This is a genomic window from Pseudomonas sp. TWP3-2 (genome assembly GCF_049897765.1).
Classification (GTDB): Bacteria; Pseudomonadota; Gammaproteobacteria; order Pseudomonadales; family Pseudomonadaceae; genus Aquipseudomonas.
In genome coordinates, this window is the sequence record NZ_JAFCWW010000024.1 from 59759 (window position 1) to 84422 (window position 24664).

A 24664-nucleotide genomic window follows, 5' to 3' on the forward strand; every position below is an offset into this window, starting at 1 on the left:
AACTGCACCACGGTTAGCCACAACAAAAATAAAACGGTGACTGAAATGACCACGATGAATGCACGCCTGAGCGTGATGATGTTTTTGCAGTTCTTTATCTGGGGCGGCTGGTTCGTCACCCTCGGCACCTTTCTGGCGAGCAATCTGGGGGCCAGTGGCGGACAGATCGGCATGGCGTTTTCCACCCAGTCGTGGGGCGCGATCATCGCGCCATTCGTGATCGGCCTGATCGCCGACCGCTGGTTCAACGCCGAGCGCATCCTCGCGGTGCTGCACCTGCTGGGCGCCGTGCTGTTATACCGCCTGTATAGCGCGGTGGATTTCGCCGCGTTTTATCCGTTCGTGCTGGCGTACATGGTCATCTACATGCCGACCCTGGCGCTGGTGAACTCGGTGGCGTTCCGGCAGATGCGCGATCCGGCGCTGGAGTTTTCGCGGATTCGCGTGTGGGGCACGGTCGGCTGGATCGTGGCCGGGCTGGTGATCAGTTTCGGGTTTGCCTGGGATTCGAGCGCGTCCATCGCCTCTGGCGGGTTGCGCAATACGTTCCTGATGGCGGCGATTGCCTCGCTGTTGCTCGGCCTTTACAGCTTTTCGCTGCCGGCCACTGCACCGCTGAAGCGCGAGTCCGCCAATGTCGGGATCAAGCAGTTGCTGGGGCTGGACGCGTTGGGTCTGCTCAAGGATCGCAGCTACCTGGTGTTCTTCATTGCCTCGATCCTGATCTGCATTCCGTTGGCGTTCTACTACCAGAACGCCAACCCGTTTCTGGCTGAAATCGGCATGACCAACCCGACCGCGAAAATGGCCATCGGGCAGGTGTCTGAAGTGCTGTTCATGTTGCTGTTGCCGCTGTTCATCCAGCGCTTCGGCATCAAGTTGACGCTGCTGGTGGGGATGCTGGCGTGGGCGCTGCGCTATGCACTGTTCGCCTATGGCAACAATGGCGATCTGGCGTTCATGCTGTTTACCGGCATCGCGCTGCACGGCATCTGCTATGACTTCTTCTTCGTTTCGGGGCAGATCTATACCGATGCGAAGGCTTCCGAGCGTTTCCGCAGTTCGGCGCAAGGCCTGATTACCTTGGCGACTTATGGCGTTGGCATGTTGATCGGTTTCTGGGTGGCGGGGCAGGTGACCGATCACTACGCGACCGCAGGTGTGCATGACTGGCGCAGCATCTGGATGTTCCCGGCCGGATTTGCCCTCGCAGTGTTTGCCTGTTTTCTGCTCGCGTTCAATGGTCGGCAAACGGTGGCGGTTCAGCCATCCAACGGCTGAAAAGCTTCAACCGCGATAACGCAACGCCTCAAGCAACAACGCGAAAGCCGGCGCCGCCTGGCGTCGGCTCGGGTAATACAGGTGATAACCGGAGAACGAGGGGCACCAGTCTTCCAGCACTTGCACCAGACTGCCGTGGGCCAGGTGCGCTGCCACCAGGTTTTCCGGGATGTAGCTCAGGCCGAAACCATCGAGCGCCGCATCGAGCAGCGGGTACACCCCGCTCAGGGTGATCTGCCCGGAGACCCGCACCTTGAGGCTTTCACCGTCCTTCTCGAACTCCCAGGCGTAGAGGCCACCATTGGTGGGCAGGCGCAGATTGTTGCAAGCGTGATCGGTCAAGTCCCTTGGGGTTTCCGGTACTGGGCGGTTTTTGAAATAGCCTGGCGAGCCAACCACCGCCATGCGCATGTCCGGGCCGATGCGCGTGGCGATCATGCCTTGCGCCACGTCTTCGCCGAGTCGTACGCCAGCATCGAAACCCTGCCCGGCGATGTCGACGAAACCGTAATCGCAACAGACCTCGACGGCGATGTCCGGGTATTGCGGGAGGAACTCTTTCAGCACCGGACGCAACAGCCAATCCAGCGAATGGTCAGTGGCGCTGATGCGGATCCGCCCGGCCGGGGTTTCGCGCAGGCTGCTCAGCGCCGCCAGTTCCAGCTCGATCTCTTCGAAACGCGGGCCGACGGTTTGCAACAAGTGTTCACCCGCGTCGGTGGGGGAAACGCTGCGCGTGGTGCGCGTCAACAGCCGCATGCCCAAGCGTGCTTCAAGCGCGCGGATCGTGTGGCTGAGTGCCGACTGCGAAACGCCGAGTTTGGCTGCGGCTTTGGTGAAACTGCGTTCACGCGCCACGGCGAGGAAAGCGAGCAAGTCACTGGCATTTTCACGAAGCATTGATGAGTGTCCTGCATAAGTTTTTTCGAATTTTAGTCGATTATCTGCAGAGTACGGCTGGGTACAGTGATGACTGTCTTTATTGGAGAACATCACCATGAACCCGATTGCCGCTTCTGCGTTGACCCTGTCCTTGCTCGCTGCCGACGTTCAGGCCAACGACGCGCCCCGTGTCACCGTTACGCCCAATGGTTCACAGCCTTCGGCCCGTGGCCCGGCGGATTGGTTCACTGGCACGGTGCGGGTTGATGCGCCATTCAAAGGGACTGATGCCGCGCGGGTCAGCGGGGCGACGGTAACCTTCGAACCGGGCGCGCGTACGGCGTGGCATACGCACCCGTTGGGGCAGACGTTGATTGTCACTTCGGGAGCTGGATTCGTGCAGGAGTGGGGGCAGGACGTGCGGGTGATTCGGCCGGGGGATACGGTGTGGATTGCACCGGGTGTGAAGCATTGGCATGGGGCTGCGTCGACGACAGCGATGACCCACATCGCCATCGCCGAAGCGCTTGATGGCAGCGTGGTGGAATGGATGGAGCAGGTGAGCGACGCGCAGTATCCGGTGGTCGAGTAAGAGCTTTTTTCGCTCGGCTGGGGGTTGTAGTGCGATTCGAAATCGTTGCCCCTCACCCCAGCCCTCTCCCGGAGGGAGAGGGGGCCGACCGAGGTGTCTGGCGTGATACATCGACCTGAAAGAACTGAGTCGATTGTGGATTCGGCAAGGCACTTTCACGTCGATGTAGCTCGTGAGCATCCCCCAATCAGTCCCCTCTCCCTCCGGGAGAGGGTTAGGGTGAGGGGCTTTTGACCTTTCACGCGAATGTCAGATCATCTCCGGCAAAGCCGCCAACACCTTATCCAGCGTAATCGGATACTCCCGCACCCGTGCCCCGGTCGCGTTGTAAATCGCATTCGCCACCGCCGCACTCACTCCGCAAATCCCCAACTCGCCAACGCCTTTAGCCTTCATCGGCGAAGAAATCGGGTCCGTCTCATCAAGGAAAATCACTTCCTGATGCGGAATGTCGGCATGCACCGGCACTTCATATCCGGCCAAGTCATGGTTGACGAAAAACCCCAGCCGCTTGTCCACCGCCAGCTCTTCCATGAGTGCCGCGCCAACGCCCATGGTCATTGCGCCGATCACTTGGCTGCGTGCCGCTTTCGGATTGAGAATCCGCCCGGCCGCGCACACGGCCAACATGCGGCGCACGCGGACTTCACCTGTGGCGGCATCGACTGCGACTTCGACAAAGTGTGCGCCGAAGGTCGATTGCTGATATTTGTCGGCAAGCTCGCTGAATTCGATGCTGTCTTCAACGGTTATCGCGCCGCCTTCGGCCGCGTTGTGCAGCGGTAAAGCCTTGCCCCCGGCACGCACCTGGCCATCGGCAAAAACCACTTCGCCGTCGGTCATTCCCAATTTGCTGGCCACCGCTTCGCGCAGTTTCACGCACGCCGCGTAGACCCCGGCGGTCGAGCAATTGGCGCCGAACTGACCGCCCGATCCTGCCGAAACCGGGAAGTCAGAATCCCCCAGCCGTACCACCACATCGTCGATGCCCACACCCATCATTTCGGCGGCAGTCTGGGCGATGATCGTGTAGCTGCCGGTGCCGATATCGGTCATGTCGGTTTCAACGGTGATCTTGCCATCGCGCTCCAGCCGCACCCGTGCGCCGGATTTGACCAGCAGGTTATTGCGGATCGCCGCCGCCACGCCCATGCCGATCAGCCAGCGACCTTCGCGGCGGGTGCCAGGTTGTGCATTACGCTTGTCCCAGCCGAAATGCTCGGCGCCGGTTTGCAGGCATTTGATCAGTTGCCGTTGCGAGAACGGCCGCTCGGTTTTCACCGGATCGACCTGAGTGTCGTTGAGGATGCGGAACTGCACGGGATCGAGTTTGAGCTTCTCGGCCATCTCGTCCATGGCGATTTCCAGCACCATCAAGCCGGGCGTTTCACCCGGCGCGCGCATCGCGTTGCCTTCCGGTAAATCCAGTGGCGCAAGGCGCATGGTCACCAGCCGATTTTGCGCTGCATAGAGCAACTGGCTTGGTTGCGCGGCGACCTCGACTTTGCCCTCGGCGAGATTGCCCGACCAGCCTTCGTGGGCAATGGCAGTGAGTTTGCCGTCCGCCGTCGCGCCCATGCGAATCCGCTGAATCGTGGCTGGGCGGTGGGTGGTGTTGTTGGCGATCTGCGGACGGGCGAGGGCGACTTTGACCGGACGCCCGGCCAGCCGTGCGCCGAGGGCCGCAAGAATCGAGTCGGCACGGATAAACAGTTTGCCGCCGAACCCGCCACCGATGTACGGCGAAATCAGGCGCACTTTTTCCTTGGGCAGACCCAGCGTTTCGGCGACGTCATCGACGCTCCAGCCGATCATCTGGTTTGAAGTCCACAGCGTCAGTTGATCGCCTTGCCACGCGGCCAATGTCGCGTGCGGCTCCATCATCGCGTGGGACTGATCCGGCGTGGTGTAAGTCTGATCGAATTGCACCGGCGCGGCAGCGAAGGCACCGGCAAAATCGCCATGGCTGACATCGGGTAAGTCTTCTTTCGGCTCGACGCCCTGATCGCGCACGCTGGCCAGATCAAACTCGCCTTTGGCAGTCTGGTAATCGACTTTGACCAGTTGTGCCGCCGCACGCGCCTGTTCGAAAGTCTCGGCGACTACAAGGGCCACGGCCTGGTGATAGTGCTGCACTTCAGGCCCTGCCAGCAGGTGCGCCGCATTGTATTTGCCCTTGCCGAGTTTGCCGGCATTCGCGGCGGTGACGATGGCCAGTACTCCTGGCGCAGCCTTGGCGTCGTCGAGATTGATATGGGTAATGCGACCCTTGGCGATGGCTGAACCGACCATGAAACCGTAGGCCTGATTGGCCACCGCGTCGTGTTGTTCATAGGCGTAAGGCGCCTGACCGCACGTCTTCAGCTTGCCTTCGATACGGTCGGTGGGCTTGCCGATGACTCTCAACTGGTCAATCGGATTGGTGGTGGCGGGCGTGTCGAATTTCATGCGTCGTCCCTCGCTTGGGCCAGCACCGAGGCAAGCGTGCGTTCGACCAGGGTCACTTTGAATTGGTTGTCGTCAGTCGGCGTGGCGCCTTCTAGCAGCTTCGCGCTGACCGCTTTGGCGCCTTGCGGCACCAGTGCTTCAGCGGCTTCCACACGCCAAGGTTTGGGGGCGATGCCACCCACGGCGATACGCGCGCTGCCATCCTTCTGCACAATCACGCCAACCGACACCAGTGCAAACGCGTACGACGCCCGATCCCGCACCTTGTGATAGACGTGAGTGCCGCCCAGTGGCGCGGGCAGGGTGACTGCGGTGATCATCTCGCCCGGCGTCAGGCTGGTTTCGATGTTCGGCGTATTGCCCGGCAACAGATGAAAATCAGCGATGGCGATGCTGCGGGTGCTGCCATCCGGTTTGACCGTTTCGACCTGCGCATCCAGCACGCGCATGGCAATCGCCATATCGCCCGGGTGCGTGGCGATGCACGCGTCGCTGACACCGATGATCCCCAACTGCCGAGTGACGCCGCCAATCGCTGAGCAGCCGCTGCCGGGATTGCGTTTGTTGCAAGCCTGGTTCGTGTCGTAGAAATACGGGCAGCGCGTGCGTTGCAGCAGGTTGCCGGCGGTGGTCGCCATGTTGCGCAACTGGCCGGAAGCGCCGGCGAGCAGGGCGCGGGACAGCAGTGCGTAGTCTTTTCTGACGCGCGCATCGGCCGCCAGATCGGTGTTGCGCACCAGCGCGCCGATGCGCAAACCACCCTCGGGTGTGGCTTCGATCTGATCGAGGCCCAAGTGATTGACGTCGATCAGATGCAGCGGCGTCTCGATGTCGAGCTTCATCAGGTCCAGCAAATTGGTGCCGCCGGCAATGAACTTCGCACCGTCGAATTGCGCAGCTTGTGCAGCGGCTGCCGCAGGGGAGTCGGCGCGGCTGTAATTGAACGGTCTCATGCCGGCACCTCCGCGACTTCGCTGATCGCTTCGATGATGTTCGAGTACGCGCCGCAGCGGCAGATATTACCGCTCATGCGTTCCTGAAATTCACTGGCGATCAATTGCGGCGAGTCGGTCAGACTCGGGCTGACGTGGCTCGGTATGCCGTCACGAATTTCCTGCAACACGGCCACCGCCGAGCAGATTTGCCCCGGCGTGCAATAACCGCACTGGTAGCCATCGTGCTTGATGAACGCGGCCTGCATCGGGTGCAATTTGTCAGGCATGCCGAGGCCTTCGATGGTGGTGATTTCGGAGGCTTCGTGCATCACCGCCAGGCTCAGGCAGGAATTGATCCGCCGGCCATCGGCGATCACCGTGCACGCACCGCACTGGCCGTGGTCGCAGCCTTTCTTGGTGCCGGTCAGGTGCAGGTGTTCGCGCAGTGCGTCGAGCAGGGTGGTGCGATTATCGACCTCCAGCGCCTGCGCTTTGCCGTTGACTTGCAGGCTGACTTTGCTCATGGACGGTTGCTCCAGATTGGCGGCGTAGGCTTTGAGGCTGATGAACGGCGGCATGGCGAACGCCGTCGCGGTGACGGCGCCGATAATCAGAAATTGTCGTCGGGATAGGGTTAACGGCTCACGGTTGTCCATTGCTGCGATTCCTCTCAATCAGGGCGGCAGGGTTCACAGGACCCGCTCAGTCGTGCCGGCATGCATGCCAGTCTCGTTCTAGGAGTGACAGCCGGAGAGATGAAAAGGTTTTTGCGGATTTGAGCTATAGAGTTATGCGGTTTGTTCATGAATCAGTTTGAGATGTGGCCTCTGCGGCAATTGGCGCGACGGCCATTTGCGTAACGGCGAGTATTCGTTTGCACAATCGATTGGAAGTGACGAACGGCTATCGGCGGTCAGTGAATCATCGGTCTTTTACCCGGTCGTATCTGCGGCTGCGCGCACTCCGTCTCCAGGGCGGGGGCAGCGCTGGCCGTTTCCGTCGTCAAGACTTTGGTTTTAGGGATGTTCTGAATGAAGCGCGCAACCACTTTGCTGCTGACCGTTTCCGCTGCCGTGCTGCTGGGCGGCTGTGTAGCCGACTTTGATGATGACCATCGCCATGGTCGCCACTACGACCGAGATCATGGCCGCTATCAGGATCATGATCGCCGCGACAGTCGCTGGGATGACCGCGATGACGACCGCCGCGACGGGCGTCGTTATCACCGTGACCGCGATGATGACTGATTGAACGAGGAGGGCGTTGCCGCAATGGCAACGCCCTCTGGCTTTAAAAGTGAGCGCTCGCCCGGACGCGGGAACGCGCAGGCTTCGCAGCCTCGAGATCCAGCAAATGGGTGGCGAGAATGTCGCTCAGAAAACGGAACTGATCGTTGATACCGACCACTTCATTGCTGAAATGGTTGCTCGCGGCGGGCATCAGCAGGTCTTCGAAATCTTCGTTGAACAGCAATGCTGCAGTTTTGCGCGACACTACTTGCTGGTCGTAGTAGTTGCTGCCAAATACCGGAAAGCTCACGGCGAGGGTGACGGTAATGATCATGATGTAAAGGCCTCGTTGCGTGTCTCGGATGGGGTGCATCCTGCGCCGGACGGTTTTGCGGCGGAAGGCAATCGTCGCGATGGTGAATATCGATGGCAGTGATGGTCGGGATTTGTGTTGGATTCGCGGGCCTCATCGCTGGCAAGTCGAATCGTCGCACCGCAGCTCCCACAGGGATTTGTGTTGAACCCATAATTCGGCAACACCACTGAACCCTGTGGGAGCTGGCTTGCCAGCGATGAGGCCGGTACATCCAACACCACGGTGAACTGACCCACCTATACTCAAATCATCACCTCCGACTCCGAGCCACCAAAGGACACCGCCACCGTGAACCTGCGTGCGCTGATCGTCGCCGCAATGTTTTTGCTGGCTGGCTGCGCGACCACCGCGCGGGCCCCGGTGACTGCGCCAGCGGTGCTGGTTTCGCCTGCGACGTGGCAACAGATCGACCGCGAAATCGTCAGCGCCTCCCAGCAAGCCACCGAGCAGGTCAAGCTGTTCGCCCGGGGTTCGATGGAACATTGGCGCACTCGGGTCTATCAGCAAACTGAAGAAAATTTCATCCCGTGGTTCAGCAGCTACTGGACCCAGGAATGGCTGTCGGTGAAAGTCAGCTGGTACACCATCAGCGCCAGCGGCGAGCAAGATGCCTCGGAGAAGCGACTGGCCGCCTATCTGCTTGAGAAGTATCAGGAAAAGGTCTTGGCGCCAGTGGCGGTGGAAATCGATCCGGATGCGATCCTCAGCCAGGCGACGGGGTATTACGCGCAGTTGATGGCGCAGCAGATGCCGCTCATCGCCCAGCGTCACCGTGTGCCGGTCGCGCAACTCAATGGACGCTTACAGAAAGTCCCGGCCATCGCGCTGGGGCCGCCTGCTGCGCGCAATGCCTCGCTGTACCAGGTCGTCAGCAGCGAACCGCTGAACACCCTGCCGGCCTACGCCGCGCTGATCGACAAGATTCACACCGACGGCGGCTCCAAAGGCGTTGGCTCGACTGAGTCTGCGATGGCCCCGGTGGCCAAACGCGCAAGCAAGCGCATCGAGGCCGAGATGGCCCCGCGCGGCGCCGCCAGTGCGGTGGCGGCAGCAGCGGGGAAACTCGCCGGAGCGCTGATCTCGGTGGGCGTGATCGGCATTCGCGCGATCATCCAGGCCAGCGATCGCCCGGACAGCGAAGCGCTGATCCGCAGCAGCCTGGGCAACACCTTCGATAAAGCCTGGCTGAAACTGGTGCAGAACCCGACCACCGGCGTCATGGCCGGCACGCTGCACATTGCAGGGCAGGTCGAGGGCAATCTCGGCGGGCGTGAAGAACCGTCGGTCGGACTGGGCAGCAATCGTGTCGAATGGCGGCCGCCGGAGACGACTACTCAGCAGATCGATCCCTAAACCCGCAACATCTTCATCGATTGGCCTGCCGCTATCGCCAGCAGGCTGGCTCCCACAGGGGATTGTGTTGGACGCAAAATCTGTGTCTGGCCGAGATAAAACTGTGGGAGCTAGCCTGCTAGCGATTGGCGTCCGCCCAGCCAACACCATAGTGGCTCCTACAGGGTTGGTGTTCACTCTGCCGACGGAGTGATCCGACAGCTTTTACGCTGGCGGATTTCTTCGTCCGTCGGCCGCTCCTGCACGAATTCGAAACGCGGCTCGCCCTCGCTGTAGTGCACCAGCCAGCCCCATTCCAGCTCCTGTTCATCCTGCCCGGGATGCGGCGGTCGCGCCCACCAGGGTTCTTTGCTGAGGATCTCGCGCATGATGGCCTCCGGTTGCTTGGCAATCCATCAACTATAACCCCCGTGTCACGGGTCGCCAGAAATGGCCGTGTAGAATTCGCCAGACATGACGAGTGAAGGAGAGAGCGCCATGACCGACGACACGGGGAAAAGGCTGTTTTTTGCATTGGACTGCCCGCCAGCGCAGCGCAAAGCTATTGCGCAGTGGCGTAGCGAATTGGGCTTGCGCACCGGCAAACCGGTGCCGGCGGATAACTTTCATCTGACGCTGCTGTTTCTCGGTGCCGTGCCATTGGCGCAGATTGCCGGGGTCTGCGACGCTGCATCCAAGGTGAGTATGCCGGGCGAAGCGCTGAAGATTTCGCTGGATCGCTTGCAGGTCTGGCACCGCGCCGGGGTGTTGGCGCTGGCGCCCGAACAGGCACCGCCGGGGTTGCTGCGTTTGGTGTATGCACTGGAGCAGGCGATGTTGCCGTTTGGTTTTGAGGAGACCAATCGTGAGTATCGTCCACACGTGACGCTGGCTCGCGACTTCCGAGCGCAAGAGCCGGAATGCGCCACGCCGCCGGAGTTCATCCTGCACGCTGAACGCTTTGCCCTGTTCGAATCGCACAAGGGCCGCTATCGCACACTGGCGGATTGGCCGCTGATCTGACGCCACAAAAAAAGGCGCCCGAGGGCGCCTGAATTCACCTGAACCGAGGGAGCCAGGTGAGGCCGTTCATATGCAGGGTGCAGCGGTGGTAAGGCGCTGCGTGAACGGGAAAACTAGAAAATTTTGAATTACCTAAAACCCTGTGGGAGCGGCGGTTCGACGATTCGACTTGCCCGCGATGAGGTCATCACCTTCAACATAGTTGGTGACTGACTCACCGCCATCGCTGGCAAGCCAGCTCCCACAGGTTTATCGGTGTCGTCACAATGTTCAATCAGCCGGGGTTACTTACCGAGTTTTACGCGGGTCCAGCCACGCGTCATGATCCGCTGCGTGGCAATCGGCTGGTCAGGCACCGCATACAACGTCGCCATCACCGCTTGCGACGGGTACGAACCCGGGTCATTGCGGATCGCTTCGTCTACCAGCGGTGTCGCGGCCGAATTGGCGTTGCTGTAGCCGTTGCTGTTGGTGATCTCGGCGATGATGTCCGGGCGCATCAGGAAGTCCATGAACAGGTAGGCGTTGTCGACATTCGCCGCATCGCGCGGGATGGCGACCATGTCGTAGAAGCTGCCGGCGCCTTCCTTGGGAATGCTGTAATCGATCACTACGTTATTCCCCGATTCGACCGCGCGCGCCTTGGCCTGCAACACGTCCCCGGAGTAACCGACGGCTACGCAGATGTTGCCGTTGGCCAGATCCGAGATGTACTTCGAGGAGTGGAAATACGCCACGTTCGGGCGGATCTTCATGAACAGCGCTTCGGCTTCCTTGATGTGCGCGGTGTCCTTGTCGTTCACCGGGTAACCCAGGTAGTGCAGGGCCGCCGGGATCATTTCCGTTGGCGAGTCGAGGAAACTGATGCCACAGGCTTTGAGCTTTTCAGCGTTTTCCGGTTTGAACAGCAGGTCCCAGGAGTTGGTCGGGGCATTGGCGCCGAGCACTTCCTTGACCTTTGCCGGGTTGAAGCCGATGCCGATCGAGCCCCACATGTACGGGAACGCGTGGGCGTTGTCCGGGTCACTGGCGGCAGCATTTTTCAGCAGCACCGGGTTGAGGTTTTTCCAGTTTGGCAGTTTGGATTTGTCCAGCGTCTGATAGACCCCGGCCTTGATCTGCTTGGCCAGAAAACTGTTGGACGGCACCACCAGGTCATAGCCTGATTTGCCCGCCAGCAGACGTGCTTCCAGGGTTTCGTTGCTGTCGAACACGTCGTAGGTCACGCGAATCCCGGTCTCGTCTTCGAACTTCTTGACCGTGTCCGGGGCGATGTAGTCCGACCAGTTGTAAACGCGCAGCACCTTGTCGTTGGCCTGGACGCCCGTGGCGATTGCGCCCACTAAGGACAGTGTGAGCAGAGTCCTGCCAAACATTTTCATCGGTACAACTCCATTCTTTTTATTCAAAAACACAAGCTGGTATGCATAGAACCTGTGGCGAGGGGGCTTCTGTGGCGAGGGAGCTTGCTCCCGCTGGGCTGCGCAGCGGCCCCAAAAGCTTGTGAGCGCTGCGCACTCAAGCGGGAGCAAGCTCCCTCGCCACAGTTTCAGTCGTCGTTAATTACGCCGTGGCGGCACGTTGCGGCTGTTGCCACGACTCGTTCGCCGTCTGGTCCATCGCTTCCTGTATCGCACGTTTGCGGTTGGCTTCCGCCCTGCGGCCGAAGTACCAGACCAGGAAGGTCACCAGCGACACCGCCAGCAATATCAAACTGGCCACCGCGTTGATCTCAGGCTTCACGCCCAGACGCACCGCCGAGAAGACTTCCATCGGCAACGTGGTCGACCCCGGTCCGGACACGAAGCTCGCCAACACCAGATCATCCAGCGACAAGGCAAACGACATCATCCCGCCCGCTGCCAGCGACGGCGCGATCATCGGAATGGTGATCAGGAAAAACACCTTGAACGGCTTCGCCCCGAGATCCATCGCGGCTTCTTCGATCGACAGGTCCAGCTCACGCAGACGCGCCGACACCACCACCGCCACATAAGCCGCGCAGAACGTCGTGTGAGCGATCCAGATCGTGACGATGCCACGCTCCTGCGGCCAGCCGATCAACTGCGCCATCGCCACAAACAGCAGCAGCAGCGACAGACCGGTAATCACCTCCGGCATCACCAGCGGCGCGGTGACCAGGCCACCGAACAACGTGCGACCCTTGAAGCGCGTGACGCGAGTCAGCACGAATGCGGCGAGAGTGCCCAACGCCACAGCGGCAATCGCGGTGTAGCAGGCGATTTCCAGCGAGCGCACCACCGAGCCCATCAGTTGCGTGTTGTCGAGCAGGCCGACGTACCACTTCAGCGACCAGCCGCCCCACACCGTCACCAGTTTGGATGCGTTGAACGAGTAGATCACCAGAATCAGCATCGGCAGATAAATGAACATCAAGCCGAAGATCAACATGAACTTGGAAAATCCGAAGCGTTTCATCCCCGTGCCTCCATCTCTTTGGCCTGGCTGCGGTTGAACAGCAGAATCGGCACAATCAGGATCAACAGCATCACCACCGCCAGCGCGGACGCCACCGGCCAGTCGCGGTTATTGAAGAACTCTTGCCACAGCACACGCCCGATCATCAGCGTCTCCGGGCCACCCAGCAGTTCCGGAATCACGAACTCGCCGACCACCGGAATGAACACCAGCATGCAACCGGCGATGATGCCGTTCTTGGCCAGCGGCACGGTGATTTTCCAGAAGTTGTTGAAGTTGCTCGAACCCAGATCCTGCGCGGCTTCCAGCAGGCTGCCGTCGTGTTTCACCAGGTTGGCGTAGAGCGGCAACACCATGAACGGCAGGTAGGCGTAAACCACGCCGATGTACACGGCTGTGTTGGTGTTGAGGATCTCGATCGGGTGGTCGGTCAGCCCGGTCCACATCAAAAAGCCGTTGAGCAAACCGTTGTTGCTGAGGATGCCCATCCACGCGTAAACGCGGATCAGGATCGCAGTCCAGGTCGGCATCATGATCAACAGCAGCAGGACGTTTTGCGTTTCCTTGTTGGCCTTGGTGATCGCGTAGGCCATCGGAAAACCGAGCACCAGACACATCATCGTGCTCAGCGCCGCGACCTTCAGCGAACCCAGGTACGCGGAGAGGTACAGTTCATCCTCGCCAAGCATCGTGTAGTTGCCGATGTTCAGCAGCAGCTGGAATTTCTGCTCGGCGAAGGTGTAGATCTCCGAGTACGGCGGGATCGACAACGCGGCTTCCGAGAAGCTGATCTTCATCACCAGAAAGAACGGCAGCATGAAGAACAGGAATAGCCAGATGAACGGAATGCCGATCACCAGTTTTCGCCCACTGGGCACCAGGCGCAGGAATTGCTGATTGAAGGTTCTCATGAGCGCAGTACCACGCCGCTGTCATCTTCCCACCAGACGTAAACCTGATCGTCCCAGGTCGGCCGCGCGCCACGGCGTTCGGCGTTGGCCATGAACGACTGGACGATATTGCCGCTCGGCAGTTGCACGTAGAACACCGAGTGGCCGCCGAGGTAGGCGATGTCATGCACTTTGCCTTCGGACCAGTTGTAGCGGGTCTCGGGTTTGACGGTGCTGACGAGCATTTTTTCCGGGCGGATCGCGTAGGTGATCGACTTGTCCTGCACCGAGGTGCTGACGCCATGACCGACGTAGATTTTCTGCTGCAAATCCGGGCAGTGAATGATCGCGTGGCCTTCAAGGTCCTCGACCACGGTGCCGTCGAAGGCGTTCACGTTGCCGATGAATTCGCAGACCATGCGGCTGACCGGTGCTTCATAGATGTCGACCGGGCTGCCGATCTGCGCGATCCAACCGAGGTGCATGATCGCGATGCGCTCGGCCATGGTCATGGCCTCTTCCTGGTCGTGGGTCACCATCACGCAAGTCACGCCGACGCGTTCGATGATTTCCACCAGTTCCAGCTGCATCTGCGAACGCAGTTTTTTATCCAGCGCGCCCATCGGTTCGTCGAGCAGCAACAGCTTCGGGCGCTTGGCCAGCGAGCGGGCGAGGGCCACGCGCTGGCGCTGACCGCCGGACAGTTGATGCGGACGGCGTTTGGCGTATTGAGTCATGTGCACCAGACGCAGCATCTCTTCAACGCGCGCGTCGATTTCACTGGCGGGCAAACGGTCCTGCTTGAGGCCGAAGGCAATGTTCTGCGCCACGGTCATGTGCGGGAACAAGGCGTAGGACTGGAACATCATGTTGATCGGCCGCTCGTATGGCGGCATATCGGTGATGTCCACACCGTCGAGGAAGATGCGCCCGTCAGTCGGACGCTCGAAACCGGCGAGCATGCGCAGCAGGGTCGATTTGCCCGAACCGGAGCCGCCGAGCAGGGCGAAGATTTCGCCTTGCTTGATCTCCAGGGACACGTCGTCCACTGCGATGGTTTCGTCGAATTTCTTGGTGACTCGATCGACTTTCAACAGCACCTTTTTCGGTTGCTGCTGACCTTCAAGAGCCTTCCTGTATGTGCTGGAGGCGTTTGCCATGTGAAACTCCCAACAGGTTTCAGTCGCCGGGCCAACGTGGCCTGGCTTAAGAGTGGATTGCAGAGCGGCAGGACATTTGTGTCGGATCGCATACCCTGTGGGAGCTGGCTTGCCAGCGATGGCGGTCGAGTAGTCACCCTTTATGTTGAAGGTGACGGCCTCATCGCTGGCAAGCCAGCTCCCACAGGGTTTTGCATTGATTCGACTGACAACATTCCTGCCGATCCGGCTTGGTCGGCGCCGCCGTCCTGGCTGCCTGGGTCGTACTTGTTGTTATTACGGGTGTTGTTTTTCACGGATGCCGGATGCGCAAAGGCACACCCGTCATCCGTGGGGCAGTAAATCGTCAGGTGATTCTTGGGATGGTCAGCGCTGGTTACGCTGCACCGCGCGTTGCCGGCAGGCCGTGCCGAACGCCTGGAAAATCTTCAGGTAGTTCGGGTTGTCCAGCACTTGCCATTCCGGATGCCATTGCACACCGACGGCGAAGGTCGGGCTGTGTTCGACCGAGATCGCCTCGATCAAACCATCCGGCGCAACGGCCTCGGCGCGCAGGCCGGGGGCGAGGCGGTCGATGCCCTGGCTGTGAATCGAATTGACCTGGAATTCCGACGGCAACTCCAGCGCTGCGAACACGCCACCCGTCAGCACGCTCACGGCATGCGCCGGGGCGTACTGCACGGCGACGTCCGGACTGTCGGCCTCGCGGTGATCGAGCATGCCCGGCAACTCATGCACCTTCTGATGCAGGCTGCCGCCGAACGCCACGTTCATTTCCTGAAAGCCGCGGCAAATGCCCAGCACCGGAACGCCCGCCGCAATGGCTGCACGTAATAAAGGAAGGGTCGTGGCATCCCGCGCCGGATCATGATCCGTGCCGGGAGCGCTGGCCGGGCCTTGATAGTGGAAAGGTTCCACATTCGAAGGCGAGCCGGTCAGCAGCAGACCGTCGAGCTGACCGAGCAGGTCATCGATTTCAGTCTGAGTGCCAAGAGAAGGAATGACCACTGGCAACCCCAAAGCCGCGACGCTCACAGCACGCAAGTACTTGTCTCCGCTGACGTGGTAGGGGTGCAGGCCAATCTGTTTGACGCACGCAGTAACGCCGATCAATGGCTTGAATGCCATTTTTATTCACCTCGAAGTTTGACACTTGAACGAGCTTTTCCGGAGCTTAGCCTCGTTGATTTTAATTAACAACTGCCATGTAAAAAATTCTAAACGCCGCTCAGCAGATCTTCATGATTTCCGGGCCTTTGCCGGCTGATCTGGCACGCAAGTGCCCTGAAAGCCCCTGAAAATAAACGCTGAGCGGCCAGGTGTTCGCTATTGACTTCACTTTGCCTTTCGGATTGACTGGCTCGGCGAAACAGCAGTGAACATAATAATTAACAGCTAAATAGGTGCATCATGTCGGTCCCTCTGCGTACCGTTCAACTCAACGAAGCAAACGCATTCCTTAAGAAATATCCTGAGGTTTTGTACGTCGACCTTCTGATTGCGGATATGAACGGTGTGGTGCGCGGCAAGCGCATCGAACGCACCAGTCTTCATAAGGTTTACGAGAAAGGCATCAACCTGCCGGCCTCGCTCTTCGCCCTCGACATCAACGGCTCCACGGTGGAAAGCACCGGTCTGGGTCTGGACATCGGCGACGCTGACCGGATCTGCTACCCGATTCCCGGCACTCTCAGCATCGAGCCGTGGCAGAAACGCCCGACCGCCCAATTGCTGATGACCATGCACGAAATCGAAGGCCAGCCGTTCTTCGCTGACCCGCGTGAAGTGTTGGCCAATGTGGTGCGCAAGTTCGACGACCTCGGTCTGACCATTTGTGCGGCGTTCGAACTGGAGTTCTACCTGATCGACCAGGACAACGTGAACGGCCGCCCGCAGTCGCCACGTTCGCCGGTTTCCGGCAAGCGTCCGGTATCGACGCAGGTGTATCTGATCGACGACCTCGACGAATACGTCGACTGCCTGCAAGACATCCTCGAAGGCGCGAAAGAGCAGGGCATCCCGGCTGACGCCATCGTCAAGGAAAGCGCCCCGGCGCAGTTCGAAGTCAACCTGCACCACGTTTCCGATCCTATAAAAGCCTGCGATTACGCGGTGCTGCTCAAGCGTCTGGTGAAGAACATCGCCTACGACCACGAGATGGACACCACCTTCATGGCCAAGCCGTATCCGGGTCAGGCGGGTAATGGTCTGCACGTGCACATTTCGATTCTCGATAAAGAAGGCAACAACATCTTCGCCAGTGAGGAGCCCGAGCAGAACGCCGCACTGCGTCACGCGATCGGCGGTGTGCTCGAGACCCTGCCTGCGCAGATGGCTTTCCTGTGCCCGAACGTCAACTCGTACCGCCGCTTCGGCGCGCAGTTTTACGTGCCGAACTCGCCGTGCTGGGGCATCGACAACCGCACTGTGGCGATCCGTGTGCCGACCGGTTCTGCCGACGCCGTGCGCATCGAGCACCGCGTTGCCGGCGCGGATGCCAACCCGTATCTGCTGATGGCTTCGGTGCTGGCCGGTATTCACCACGGTCTGACCAATCAGATCGAGCCGGGCGCCCCGGTTGAAGGCAACAGCTACGAGCAGAACGAACAGAGCCTGCCGAACAACCTGCGCGACGCATTGCGCGAGCTGGACGACAGCGAAGTCATGGCCCGCTACATCGACCCGCTGTACATCGACGTGTTTGTCGCGTGCAAAGAGAGCGAGTTGGCCGAGTTCGAGAACTCGATTTCTGACCTTGAGTACAACTGGTATCTGCATACGGTGTGATGGGTTTGGGCCCTCAAAAGCCCAAGAGCCCCTCACCCTAACCCTCCCGAAACGTCGGACCGCCCGGAGGGAGAGGGGACTGAACGAGTTGTCTTGAGAAATTCAGCGACCTGAACGATCCAGTCGGTTATGGATTCGACAAAGATTTTTCAGGTCGGCGCAGATTTTGAGCATCCCCCAATCGGTCCCCTCTCCCTCAGGGAGAGGGCTAGGGTGAGGGCAACAATCTCAAGCCGAATACATAACCCAGACACCCCCAAATCCCCTTGTCGAGCCACAACAATGACAACTACCCGCACCGACTGGGAACAACGCTTCCAGTCCCTGAGCATCGAAGCCCGCGCTTTCATCAACGGTGAATACCGCCCGGCCATCAGCGGCGACACCTTCGAATGCACAAGCCCGGTGGACGGCCGTTTTCTCGCCGCCGTCGCCAGCACCGATGAAGCCGACGCCAATCTCGCCGTCGAAGCTGCACGCCAATCGTTCGAGTCCGGTATCTGGGCGAACAAAGCCCCGGCCGAGCGCAAGCGCATCCTGATTCGCTTCGCCGATCTGATCCTGCAGAACCAGGAAGAACTGGCGCTGCTCGAAACCCTCGACATGGGCAAACCGATCAGCGATTCGATGAGCATCGACATCCCGGCGACCGCCAACGCGATCCGTTGGAGCGCCGAAGCCATCGACAAGATCTACGATGAAGTCGCCGCTACGGCGCATGATCAACTCGGCCTGATCACTCGTGAACCTTCGGGCGTGGTCGCGGCCATCGTGCCGTGGAACTTCCCGCTGATCATGGCCAGCTGGAAATTCGCCCCTGCGCTGGCTGCCGGCAACTCGTTCATCCTCAAGCCTTCGGAAAAATCCCCGCTGACCGCGATTCGTATCGCCCAGTTGGCGCTGGACGCCGGGATTCCGAAAGGCGTGTTCAACGTGCTGCCGGGCTTCGGCCACACCGTCGGCAAAGCGCTGGCGCTGCACATGGACGTCGACGTGCTGGCCTTCACCGGTTCGACGGCGATTGCCAAGCAACTGATGATTTATTCCGGCCAAAGCAATATGAAACGCGTCTGGCTCGAAGCCGGCGGCAAGAGCCCGAACGTGGTGTTCGCCGACGCTCCGGATTTGCGCGCAGCCGCTCAAGCGGCAGCCAGCGCCATCGCCTTCAATCAGGGTGAAGTGTGCACCGCCGGTTCGCGTCTGCTGGTTGAGCGTTCGATTCGCGAGCAATTCATTCCGCTGCTGGTGGAAGCGCTGCAAGCGTGGAAACCCGGCCACGCGCTGGACCCGGCGACCACCGTCGGTGCCGTCGTGGATCAGCGCCAACTGGACAACGTGCTGCGTTACATCAGCATCGGTCGCGAGCAGGGCGCTGAACTGATCGCTGGCGGCAAACGCACCCTCGAAGACACCGGTGGCCTGTACGTCGAGCCGGCGCTGTTCGACGGCGTAACCAACGCCATGACCATCGCCCAGGAAGAAATCTTCGGCCCGGTGCTGTCGCTGATCACCTTCGACACCGTTGAAGAAGCACTGCAGATCGCCAACGACAGCATCTTCGGCCTCGCCGCCGGCGTGTGGACCAGCAACCTGAGCAAGGCGCACACCTTCGCCCGTGGCCTGCGCGCCGGTAGCGTATGGGTCAACCAGTACGACGGCGGCGACATGACCGCGCCGTTCGGTGGTTTCAAACAGTCGGGCAACGGTCGCGACAAATCGCTGCACGCGTTCGACAAGTACACCGAGCTGAAAGCGACCTGGATCAAGCTCTAACTCTTTTACAGCGGCGGCCGCCATCAACCGGCGGCCCTCGGAGAATAAAATGAAACAACAACACGTAAACAGCTACTACGCCGCCACCCGCAATGAAGTCATCGATTTCCCGACGCTGGAGGAAGCAGTCGATTGCGATGTGTGCATCATTGGCGCCGGCTATACCGGCCTGTCCTCGGCACTGTTCCTCACCGAGGCTGGCTATAAAGTCACCGTGCTGGAAGCGGCGAAAGTCGGCTACGGCGCCAGCGGTCGCAATGGCGGGCAACTGGTCAACTCCTACAGCCGCGACGTCGATGTGATCGAAGCGCGCTACGGCGACAAGACTGCCGAGATTCTCGGCAGCATGATCTTCGAAGGCGCCGACATCATCCGTTCGCGCATCAAGGACTACGACATCAAATGCGACTACCGCCCGGGCGGCATTTTCGCAGCGATGAACAAGAAACAACTCAACGGTCTGGCCGAGCAGAAACGCGGCTGGGAACGCTACGGCAACCATAATCTGAAGATGCTTGACGCCGCGCAGATTCGCCGCGAAGTCGGCTCCGACGCTTACGTCGGCGGTCTGCTGGACATGCAGGGCGGCCACGTTCATCCGTTGAACCTGGCGCTCGGGGAAGCCGCTGCCATCGTGCGTCTGGGCGGCAAGATCTACGAGCAATCGGCAGCGGTGGAAATTACCTATGGCGAGCCGATCACCGTGCGCACCGCCAAAGGTCTGGTGCGCGCCAAGTACCTGCTGATCGCCGGCAATGCCTATCTGCCGCAAGGCCTCGACAACCGCGTGACCGCCAAGAGCATGCCGTGCGGTTCGCAAATCGTCGTCACCGAACCGCTGACCGAGAAGCAGGCACGCAGCCTGATCACCAACAACTACTGCGTCGAAGACTGCAACTATCTGCTGGATTACTACCGTCTGACCGCCGATAACCGTTTGCTCTACGGCGGCGGCGTGGTCTACGGCGCGCGTGAGCCGGACGACATCGAACAGCTGATCCGTCCGAAGATCCTCAAGACCTTCCCGCAGCTCAAAGACGTGAAAATCGACTACCGCTGGACCGGCAACTTCCTGCTGACCATGTCCCGCATGCCGCAATTCGGCCGCATCGAGAAAAACGCCTACTACATGCAAGGCTACAGCGGCCACGGCGTCACCTGCTCGCACCTGGCCGGCAAGCTGATCTCGGAAATGATCCGCGGCGACGCCGAACGCTTCGATGCTTTCGCATCCCTGCCGCACATGCCAATGCTCGGCGGCCGCACCTTCTCCGCGCCACTCACCGCCCTCGGCGCCGTTTACTACTCGCTGCGCGACCGGTTCGGCATCTAGTTACCTCGCCGGCGGCCGCCCCAAAAGGCGCCGCCGGTTTTTCCACCCCATCAGCCACACCACAAAACCCTGTGGGAGCTGGCTTGCCAGCGATGGCGATTTATCAGCCAAAAGTGATGTTGAATGTGCAACCCAATCGCTGGCAAGCCAGCTCCCACAGGTGTTGTATGCAACCCGGAATTATCACCAGCACACAGATTTCACCCACCACCCATCGAACCTGCTGAGCAACACCAACAAACGTGATTTAATAGCCGCCTTTCACGGTTCCGGGACACGGGAGCAACGTGATACGCGGCGTCCCGCGTCCACCCGCCACCCACCCCCATTACCCTTAAGTCGTTCTCACATAAGGCAGTCAATGGATACGGGTTCTCGACTCAAACTAGTACGCGAAAGCTACAAACTCTCCCAGCGCGAGCTGGCCCGACGTAGCGGCGTGACCAATGCCACCATCTCCCTGATCGAACAAAATCGCGTCAGCCCCTCCGTCAGCTCGCTGAAAAAGCTGCTCGAAGGCATCCCGATGTCGCTGGCCGACTTCTTCACCTTCGACCAACCCCCGCGCGAACACCAATACGTATTCCGCGCCAACGAACAACCCGACCTCGGCCGCCACGGCCTGCGCCTGCTGCTGATCGGCGCCTCAGTCCCAAGCCGCCAGATGCGCCTGCTGCGCGAGCAATACGCACCGGGCGCGAGTTCCGGGGAAGAGCCGATTGTGCACTCGGAAGGTGAGGAGTGCGGGCTTGTCACCCGTGGCACCGTCGAGTTGACGGTGGATGGGGCGGTGAGTGTGCTGAATGCGGGGGACGGGTATTACTTTCCGACCACGCTGCCGCATAAGTTCCGGAATATCGGAGCGGATGAGGCGGAGATTATTAGTGCGAATACGCCGGCGAATTTTTAAAAATATAGATATAGCGTAGTTGATCTGTTTTTGGCCTCATGTTGTTCTCTATAGCGTGGGAAAAATAGTGCCAACCTGAGCCGGAGGGTTAGCACTGTTTTTCAGTACCTGTTTATATTTTAAATGTAGAAAGATCGATATCTTCTTTTCTTCTATATTTTTCATTTTTCATCCAGCTGTCTAGGTAGTCTGGAATGTAGTTGGGGAGCGGTACACTTTCTTTGGATAAACCCTCTAAGAGTTTTTTACAAAGCATCTCTAGTTTTGGCATTTTTGAAGCGCTTGAGAATTCGAGTGTTTTTTGTAGGAAAAGATCATGCATTATTAAAATAAACTGGCGTTTATGCTGCTGAATAGTTGTTTCACAAAATTTGGGTGACATGAATTCGTAATCGAAACGGTCAGCATTATAGGCTACTGGATCCTCCATGACCACTCGTTGTCTATATATTACTAGCATTCTATGATAGTCGCGGACAATGCGTTCTAATGCTTTATCGTGGGCTAGTGTTTTGTTTTCTGTATTTAATAGGTCTGCGAAGTGTTCGGCAAAAAAACAGAAATCGGAGCCAGTAAAGTAACTCAAAGAATCGTTTAGATGTTGGTGGGAGAATTGACTAGAGATAATGTTTTTAGTGAATTCCGCTCTCTGTTCTTTGTTGAAGCCTATTAAGTAGTTTTCGCCAAGGTTGAGTTCAATGAAGTCGAAAAGGATGTTCGGTCTGATAGCTAGGCTGAATTCTGGAAAGCCTATTATCATCATGCTCGTATCATCATGTTTTTTTACATAGGTGTTTAGATTGAATTCATGATATGTAGCAGCGCGTGAAGGTGAGAAAGAGAGACATTCAAGAAATAATTTTATCGAATCATTATTGTGGTGCTTTTTTACGCAGGATATTAAAAGTTCATGCAGTCGTTTAAGCTCAAAAAGGTGGATGCCACCTGCGTGAATTACTGCTGTTGAAAAGTGGTGGCGCATGCAATCAAGGAAGAAATTTGTTTTTTTTATATTGTCGTATTCAAACAGAATGTAGAAGCACTCGTAGACATTTTGGGAGATCTGACTGGCATTGTAATCCATTGGATTTCCGGAGAATGGTATCCCTGACGCATACATCATGTGTTGTTCGAATGATGCTGATTTTGAAATCGCATGATCGCATAGGTAGTTTTTGATTAAGTTTAGTTGGTAGTGATCAAGTGATGGTGCAATTTTCGAAAGTGTTTGGAGCCTTTTGGATCTCCATTCGTCACTTGGGATGTTATTTTTTGGGGCTGTTTTAAGAAGCAAAAATTCAGGAGTTATTTTTTTTAGCTCTTCATAGGATGGCCCGCTCTCCTTATAATACTTACTTTGCTTGTAGTGTGTTGGAGATGCACGTTCGGTTGACTCGGAAATGATAAATGATATTGAGTCGGCGTGAGAAAATGGTTTGCCGTTGTTACCTGTCCAAGGCTGACTCCAAGATGGGAAAGCTGATCTGATTTTTTTTCCTTGAAGTTGGATTTGCACGCGAATAGCGGTCATGGGGTCATCTAAGAGTGCATATCCAACTATATGGTAGTCTTGTTCGGGAGTCGTCTCTTTTCCAGAGTGTTCGATATCTATATTGTTTAGAGCTTGATCGATGCAATTAATTATTTCAGCTGAGGAAAAGTGTTTTGGAAAAAGTGTTTTCCACAAATATCCAGATTTGTAGTATGACTCTGGTTGTTGAGTAAGGTTTGCCGCTCTTCCACTAAATAGAGTTTGCGGTATTTTTACGGTGAGCACTCCATTTTGGAGTTCTCGAATGTAAAACCAATCTTTGTCGAATGACGAGTCGAAAGCATCTAGCGATACTATTTTAGGGTGTTTATTGAGGAAGTTTTTAAGTGCCGTATAAGTGTGTAGACCGCCAGATAATACTTGGGAGACTATAGCCTGCGTGCGCCCTGGATGCCTGTCCACACGCTGTGTAAAATCTCCGTCAAGGATATGCGTCAATGCTCTTTTATCAAGTGTAAAGTCCCCATTTTTTCCAAGATTAATTTGGTCGTCCATGTTGGTGTTTGCTCCGTGAGAATTAATGGTTGAAGTGCCCGAAAAAAAGGTGACAGATTTATTACATTGTTTCTTAATATTGTCTGACTAAATGCTCGGTTATCTAAAGAATACCGAACTGCTAATAGCCAATGGCTGCCACTGAGGCTATCAAAATGATCCTGCTAATTGCATAGGATAAAAAGGTGACAGGATAAAAAGGTGACAGATCTATTTACATGAATCTGTCACCTGTAAGCATTACTTTTTCTTAGGCTTGCCCGCGTCACTGCGCTTGTCGCGGACCTGGCCATCACTGTTCCTTGAACGAGGTTGCTCACCACCGCCTGGTTTAGGAACCGTCACGTTGGGGTTGAAAGGTCGTCTGTCTGTCATTTTTTCTTCCTTACTTTTTGAAGGGTTCGTTAGAAAAATCACAGCCTTGAGTCACTAAATACTCGGTTATCTAAAAAACACCGAACTGCTGATGGCCAATGGCTGGCACTGAAGCTATCAAAATGATCCTGCTAATTCCATAGCGTTTTTTGAGAAATAGATGATGGTTGCTGAACAGACCCGACATGCGCTTGGTAGCAAACCCGCGCAAAATGCAAGATCTCAGCGACTGATCGTAATGAGTTTTAGCCAACATCAAACCCCCGCTGCTCAATAACCCGAAACACATCACTCACATCCTGCACCATGATCCTGGCGATAGTGGTGACGGTGTTTATATCTTGCTCGGCATGGTCGGGGAGGCGGGTGCAGGCCATCAGGTCGAGGTATTTGAGGACGGCATTGAGGCGTTCGCCGAGGCAGGCGTGGAGGTCGCTCAGTGGGGCGTTGGCGTCGATGTGGAGAACTGGGGCGTCGGAGGCGGGGTGGGACATTTGGGCGTAGCTGGGGATCGGTTTATCCATTGGCATAAGTAAACTTCCTCATATCTGTGAGAAGAGCTACTGCCATTCGCTGCGAGTCGAAGGGTGGTAGCTATGTGCGGGTTCGCAGACCGAGGATACGAGGAACCCGGCAGACCCTAAGGTCTCCCACACACAGCCACCATTAAGCGGTTTTCGGAAGCGGTTGCGACCGCCACCGTTTTAGGAGGCGCTAGGTTACTACACGTATCGTGCAGTGGTCTAATTTCCCCGGACACCCCGATAGGTGGAAAATGCATCTATCGAGGAGTTATTCATGACCAAAAAACGCAGGGCATTCGACGACAGCTTCAAGCTGCAAGTCGTGAAG

22 protein-coding genes are annotated in these 24664 nt (G+C 57.9%); 9 read left to right on the forward strand and 13 right to left on the reverse strand.

The genetic code is table 11. The annotated features are described in order from the left end of the window. The first annotated feature begins 45 nt into the window (after positions 1 to 45). On the forward strand, positions 46 to 1281 hold the full coding sequence (locus ACP7EE_RS24450; RefSeq protein ID WP_426237320.1) for a nucleoside permease: 1236 nt from the start codon (positions 46 to 48) through the stop codon (positions 1279 to 1281). 6 nt (positions 1282 to 1287) lie between these two features. Here ACP7EE_RS24450 and ACP7EE_RS24455 read toward each other — a convergent pair whose 3' ends face one another. Then, complete coding sequence (locus ACP7EE_RS24455; RefSeq protein WP_426237322.1) at positions 1288 to 2181, reverse strand: LysR family transcriptional regulator; 894 nt, start codon at positions 2179 to 2181, stop codon at positions 1288 to 1290. Between the two features lie 97 nt (positions 2182 to 2278). Here ACP7EE_RS24455 and ACP7EE_RS24460 point away from each other — a divergent pair, with 97 nt between their 5' ends. Next, positions 2279 to 2755 (forward strand): (R)-mandelonitrile lyase, encoded by a 477-nt coding sequence (locus tag ACP7EE_RS24460; protein ID WP_420649464.1) that lies wholly within the window; start codon positions 2279 to 2281, stop codon positions 2753 to 2755. A 249-nt stretch (positions 2756 to 3004) separates the two neighbouring features. On the opposite strand, the gene paoC is transcribed toward ACP7EE_RS24460, so the two are convergent. The 3 genes from paoC to paoA are packed head-to-tail and all read right to left on the reverse strand — an operon-like array spanning position 3005 to position 6794. Next, entirely contained in the window at positions 3005 to 5203 is a 2199-nt protein-coding gene (paoC, locus tag ACP7EE_RS24465) for an aldehyde oxidoreductase molybdenum-binding subunit PaoC (RefSeq protein WP_426237324.1), read from the reverse strand. After that, positions 5200 to 6156: an FAD binding domain-containing protein gene (locus ACP7EE_RS24470; RefSeq protein WP_426237326.1), complete on the reverse strand. Its 957-nt coding sequence runs from the start codon at positions 6154 to 6156 to the stop codon at positions 5200 to 5202. Before ACP7EE_RS24470 ends, paoC begins: the two co-directional genes overlap by 4 nt. After that, entirely contained in the window at positions 6153 to 6794 is a 642-nt protein-coding gene (gene paoA, locus ACP7EE_RS24475) for an aldehyde dehydrogenase iron-sulfur subunit PaoA (protein WP_426237328.1), read from the reverse strand. The genes ACP7EE_RS24470 and paoA overlap by 4 nt, the downstream gene beginning before the upstream one ends. A gap of 375 nt (positions 6795 to 7169) precedes the next feature. Here paoA and ACP7EE_RS24480 point away from each other — a divergent pair, with 375 nt between their 5' ends. Further along, positions 7170 to 7385: a hypothetical protein gene (locus tag ACP7EE_RS24480; RefSeq protein WP_426237330.1), complete on the forward strand. Its 216-nt coding sequence runs from the start codon at positions 7170 to 7172 to the stop codon at positions 7383 to 7385. Between the two features lie 43 nt (positions 7386 to 7428). Here the strand turns inward: ACP7EE_RS24480 and ACP7EE_RS24485 are convergent, their stop codons facing one another. Beyond that, complete coding sequence (locus ACP7EE_RS24485; protein ID WP_426237332.1) at positions 7429 to 7701, reverse strand: hypothetical protein; 273 nt, start codon at positions 7699 to 7701, stop codon at positions 7429 to 7431. Between the two features lie 330 nt (positions 7702 to 8031). Here ACP7EE_RS24485 and ACP7EE_RS24490 point away from each other — a divergent pair, with 330 nt between their 5' ends. Continuing rightward, positions 8032 to 9096, forward strand: coding sequence for a hypothetical protein (locus tag ACP7EE_RS24490; RefSeq protein ID WP_426237334.1), 1065 nt, complete (start codon positions 8032 to 8034; stop codon positions 9094 to 9096). A 173-nt stretch (positions 9097 to 9269) separates the two neighbouring features. Here ACP7EE_RS24490 and ACP7EE_RS24495 read toward each other — a convergent pair whose 3' ends face one another. Continuing rightward, positions 9270 to 9464, reverse strand: a complete 195-nt coding sequence (locus ACP7EE_RS24495) for a hypothetical protein (RefSeq protein WP_426204492.1) — start codon at positions 9462 to 9464, stop codon at positions 9270 to 9272. A gap of 109 nt (positions 9465 to 9573) precedes the next feature. Here ACP7EE_RS24495 and thpR point away from each other — a divergent pair, with 109 nt between their 5' ends. Further along, complete coding sequence (thpR, locus tag ACP7EE_RS24500) at positions 9574 to 10098, forward strand: RNA 2',3'-cyclic phosphodiesterase (protein WP_426237336.1); 525 nt, start codon at positions 9574 to 9576, stop codon at positions 10096 to 10098. Positions 10099 to 10382: 284 nt separating this feature from the next. Here the strand turns inward: thpR and ACP7EE_RS24505 are convergent, their stop codons facing one another. The 5 genes from ACP7EE_RS24505 to ACP7EE_RS24525 form a co-directional block, all read right to left on the reverse strand. After that, positions 10383 to 11480 (reverse strand): polyamine ABC transporter substrate-binding protein, encoded by a 1098-nt coding sequence (locus ACP7EE_RS24505; protein ID WP_426237338.1) that lies wholly within the window; start codon positions 11478 to 11480, stop codon positions 10383 to 10385. Between the two features lie 181 nt (positions 11481 to 11661). Further along, a complete protein-coding gene (locus ACP7EE_RS24510) occupies positions 11662 to 12537 on the reverse strand; it encodes an ABC transporter permease subunit (RefSeq protein WP_426237340.1) in 876 nt (291 codons plus the stop codon). Beyond that, positions 12534 to 13448 carry an ABC transporter permease subunit gene (locus tag ACP7EE_RS24515; protein ID WP_420649453.1) on the reverse strand — a complete coding sequence of 305 codons (915 nt, stop codon included), beginning with the start codon at positions 13446 to 13448 and terminating at the stop codon, positions 12534 to 12536. Before ACP7EE_RS24515 ends, ACP7EE_RS24510 begins: the two co-directional genes overlap by 4 nt. After that, positions 13445 to 14587: a polyamine ABC transporter ATP-binding protein gene (gene potA, locus ACP7EE_RS24520; RefSeq protein WP_426237342.1), complete on the reverse strand. Its 1143-nt coding sequence runs from the start codon at positions 14585 to 14587 to the stop codon at positions 13445 to 13447. Before potA ends, ACP7EE_RS24515 begins: the two co-directional genes overlap by 4 nt. 366 nt (positions 14588 to 14953) lie before the next feature. Continuing rightward, positions 14954 to 15715: a gamma-glutamyl-gamma-aminobutyrate hydrolase family protein gene (locus ACP7EE_RS24525; RefSeq protein WP_426237344.1), complete on the reverse strand. Its 762-nt coding sequence runs from the start codon at positions 15713 to 15715 to the stop codon at positions 14954 to 14956. 282 nt (positions 15716 to 15997) lie between these two features. On the opposite strand from ACP7EE_RS24525, the gene ACP7EE_RS24530 reads away from it, so the two are divergent. The 4 genes from ACP7EE_RS24530 (at position 15998) to ACP7EE_RS24545 (ending at position 21390) form a co-directional block, all read left to right on the forward strand. Next, positions 15998 to 17374, forward strand: a complete 1377-nt coding sequence (locus ACP7EE_RS24530) for a glutamine synthetase family protein (RefSeq protein WP_420649450.1) — start codon at positions 15998 to 16000, stop codon at positions 17372 to 17374. Between the two features lie 282 nt (positions 17375 to 17656). Then, positions 17657 to 19147: an aldehyde dehydrogenase gene (locus tag ACP7EE_RS24535; protein WP_426237347.1), complete on the forward strand. Its 1491-nt coding sequence runs from the start codon at positions 17657 to 17659 to the stop codon at positions 19145 to 19147. A 49-nt stretch (positions 19148 to 19196) separates the two neighbouring features. Then, positions 19197 to 20480, forward strand: coding sequence for an NAD(P)/FAD-dependent oxidoreductase (locus ACP7EE_RS24540; protein ID WP_426237349.1), 1284 nt, complete (start codon positions 19197 to 19199; stop codon positions 20478 to 20480). 361 nt (positions 20481 to 20841) lie between these two features. Continuing rightward, on the forward strand, positions 20842 to 21390 hold the full coding sequence (locus tag ACP7EE_RS24545; RefSeq protein ID WP_426237351.1) for a cupin domain-containing protein: 549 nt from the start codon (positions 20842 to 20844) through the stop codon (positions 21388 to 21390). 112 nt (positions 21391 to 21502) lie between these two features. Here the strand turns inward: ACP7EE_RS24545 and ACP7EE_RS24550 are convergent, their stop codons facing one another. Beyond that, entirely contained in the window at positions 21503 to 23437 is a 1935-nt protein-coding gene (locus ACP7EE_RS24550) for a hypothetical protein (protein ID WP_426237353.1), read from the reverse strand. A gap of 620 nt (positions 23438 to 24057) precedes the next feature. Next, the gene (locus tag ACP7EE_RS24555) at positions 24058 to 24342 is read right to left on the reverse strand and encodes a fructose-bisphosphate aldolase (protein WP_426237355.1); all 285 of its coding nucleotides are present in this window, start codon (positions 24340 to 24342) and stop codon (positions 24058 to 24060) included. Positions 24343 to 24664 lie beyond the last annotated feature (322 nt).

Coding starts and splice junctions, on each gene's coding strand:
- ACP7EE_RS24480 (WP_426237330.1), top strand. CDS start 7,170: ATGAAGCGCGCAACCACTTTGCTGCTGACCGTTTCCGCTGCCGTGCTG.
- ACP7EE_RS24550 (WP_426237353.1), bottom strand. CDS start 23,437: ATGGACGACCAAATTAATCTTGGAAAAAATGGGGACTTTACACTTGAT.
- ACP7EE_RS24460 (WP_420649464.1), top strand. CDS start 2,279: ATGAACCCGATTGCCGCTTCTGCGTTGACCCTGTCCTTGCTCGCTGCC.
- ACP7EE_RS24455 (WP_426237322.1), bottom strand. CDS start 2,181: ATGCTTCGTGAAAATGCCAGTGACTTGCTCGCTTTCCTCGCCGTGGCG.
- ACP7EE_RS24450 (WP_426237320.1), top strand. CDS start 46: ATGACCACGATGAATGCACGCCTGAGCGTGATGATGTTTTTGCAGTTC.
- ACP7EE_RS24540 (WP_426237349.1), top strand. CDS start 19,197: ATGAAACAACAACACGTAAACAGCTACTACGCCGCCACCCGCAATGAA.
- paoC (WP_426237324.1), bottom strand. CDS start 5,203: ATGAAATTCGACACGCCCGCCACCACCAATCCGATTGACCAGTTGAGA.
- thpR (WP_426237336.1), top strand. CDS start 9,574: ATGACCGACGACACGGGGAAAAGGCTGTTTTTTGCATTGGACTGCCCG.
- ACP7EE_RS24535 (WP_426237347.1), top strand. CDS start 17,657: ATGACAACTACCCGCACCGACTGGGAACAACGCTTCCAGTCCCTGAGC.
- ACP7EE_RS24510 (WP_426237340.1), bottom strand. CDS start 12,537: ATGAAACGCTTCGGATTTTCCAAGTTCATGTTGATCTTCGGCTTGATG.
- ACP7EE_RS24555 (WP_426237355.1), bottom strand. CDS start 24,342: ATGCCAATGGATAAACCGATCCCCAGCTACGCCCAAATGTCCCACCCC.
- ACP7EE_RS24470 (WP_426237326.1), bottom strand. CDS start 6,156: ATGAGACCGTTCAATTACAGCCGCGCCGACTCCCCTGCGGCAGCCGCT.
- ACP7EE_RS24525 (WP_426237344.1), bottom strand. CDS start 15,715: ATGGCATTCAAGCCATTGATCGGCGTTACTGCGTGCGTCAAACAGATT.
- ACP7EE_RS24545 (WP_426237351.1), top strand. CDS start 20,842: ATGGATACGGGTTCTCGACTCAAACTAGTACGCGAAAGCTACAAACTC.
- ACP7EE_RS24530 (WP_420649450.1), top strand. CDS start 15,998: ATGTCGGTCCCTCTGCGTACCGTTCAACTCAACGAAGCAAACGCATTC.
- ACP7EE_RS24495 (WP_426204492.1), bottom strand. CDS start 9,464: ATGCGCGAGATCCTCAGCAAAGAACCCTGGTGGGCGCGACCGCCGCAT.
- potA (WP_426237342.1), bottom strand. CDS start 14,587: ATGGCAAACGCCTCCAGCACATACAGGAAGGCTCTTGAAGGTCAGCAG.
- ACP7EE_RS24485 (WP_426237332.1), bottom strand. CDS start 7,701: ATGATCATTACCGTCACCCTCGCCGTGAGCTTTCCGGTATTTGGCAGC.
- ACP7EE_RS24505 (WP_426237338.1), bottom strand. CDS start 11,480: ATGAAAATGTTTGGCAGGACTCTGCTCACACTGTCCTTAGTGGGCGCA.
- paoA (WP_426237328.1), bottom strand. CDS start 6,794: ATGGACAACCGTGAGCCGTTAACCCTATCCCGACGACAATTTCTGATT.
- ACP7EE_RS24515 (WP_420649453.1), bottom strand. CDS start 13,448: ATGAGAACCTTCAATCAGCAATTCCTGCGCCTGGTGCCCAGTGGGCGA.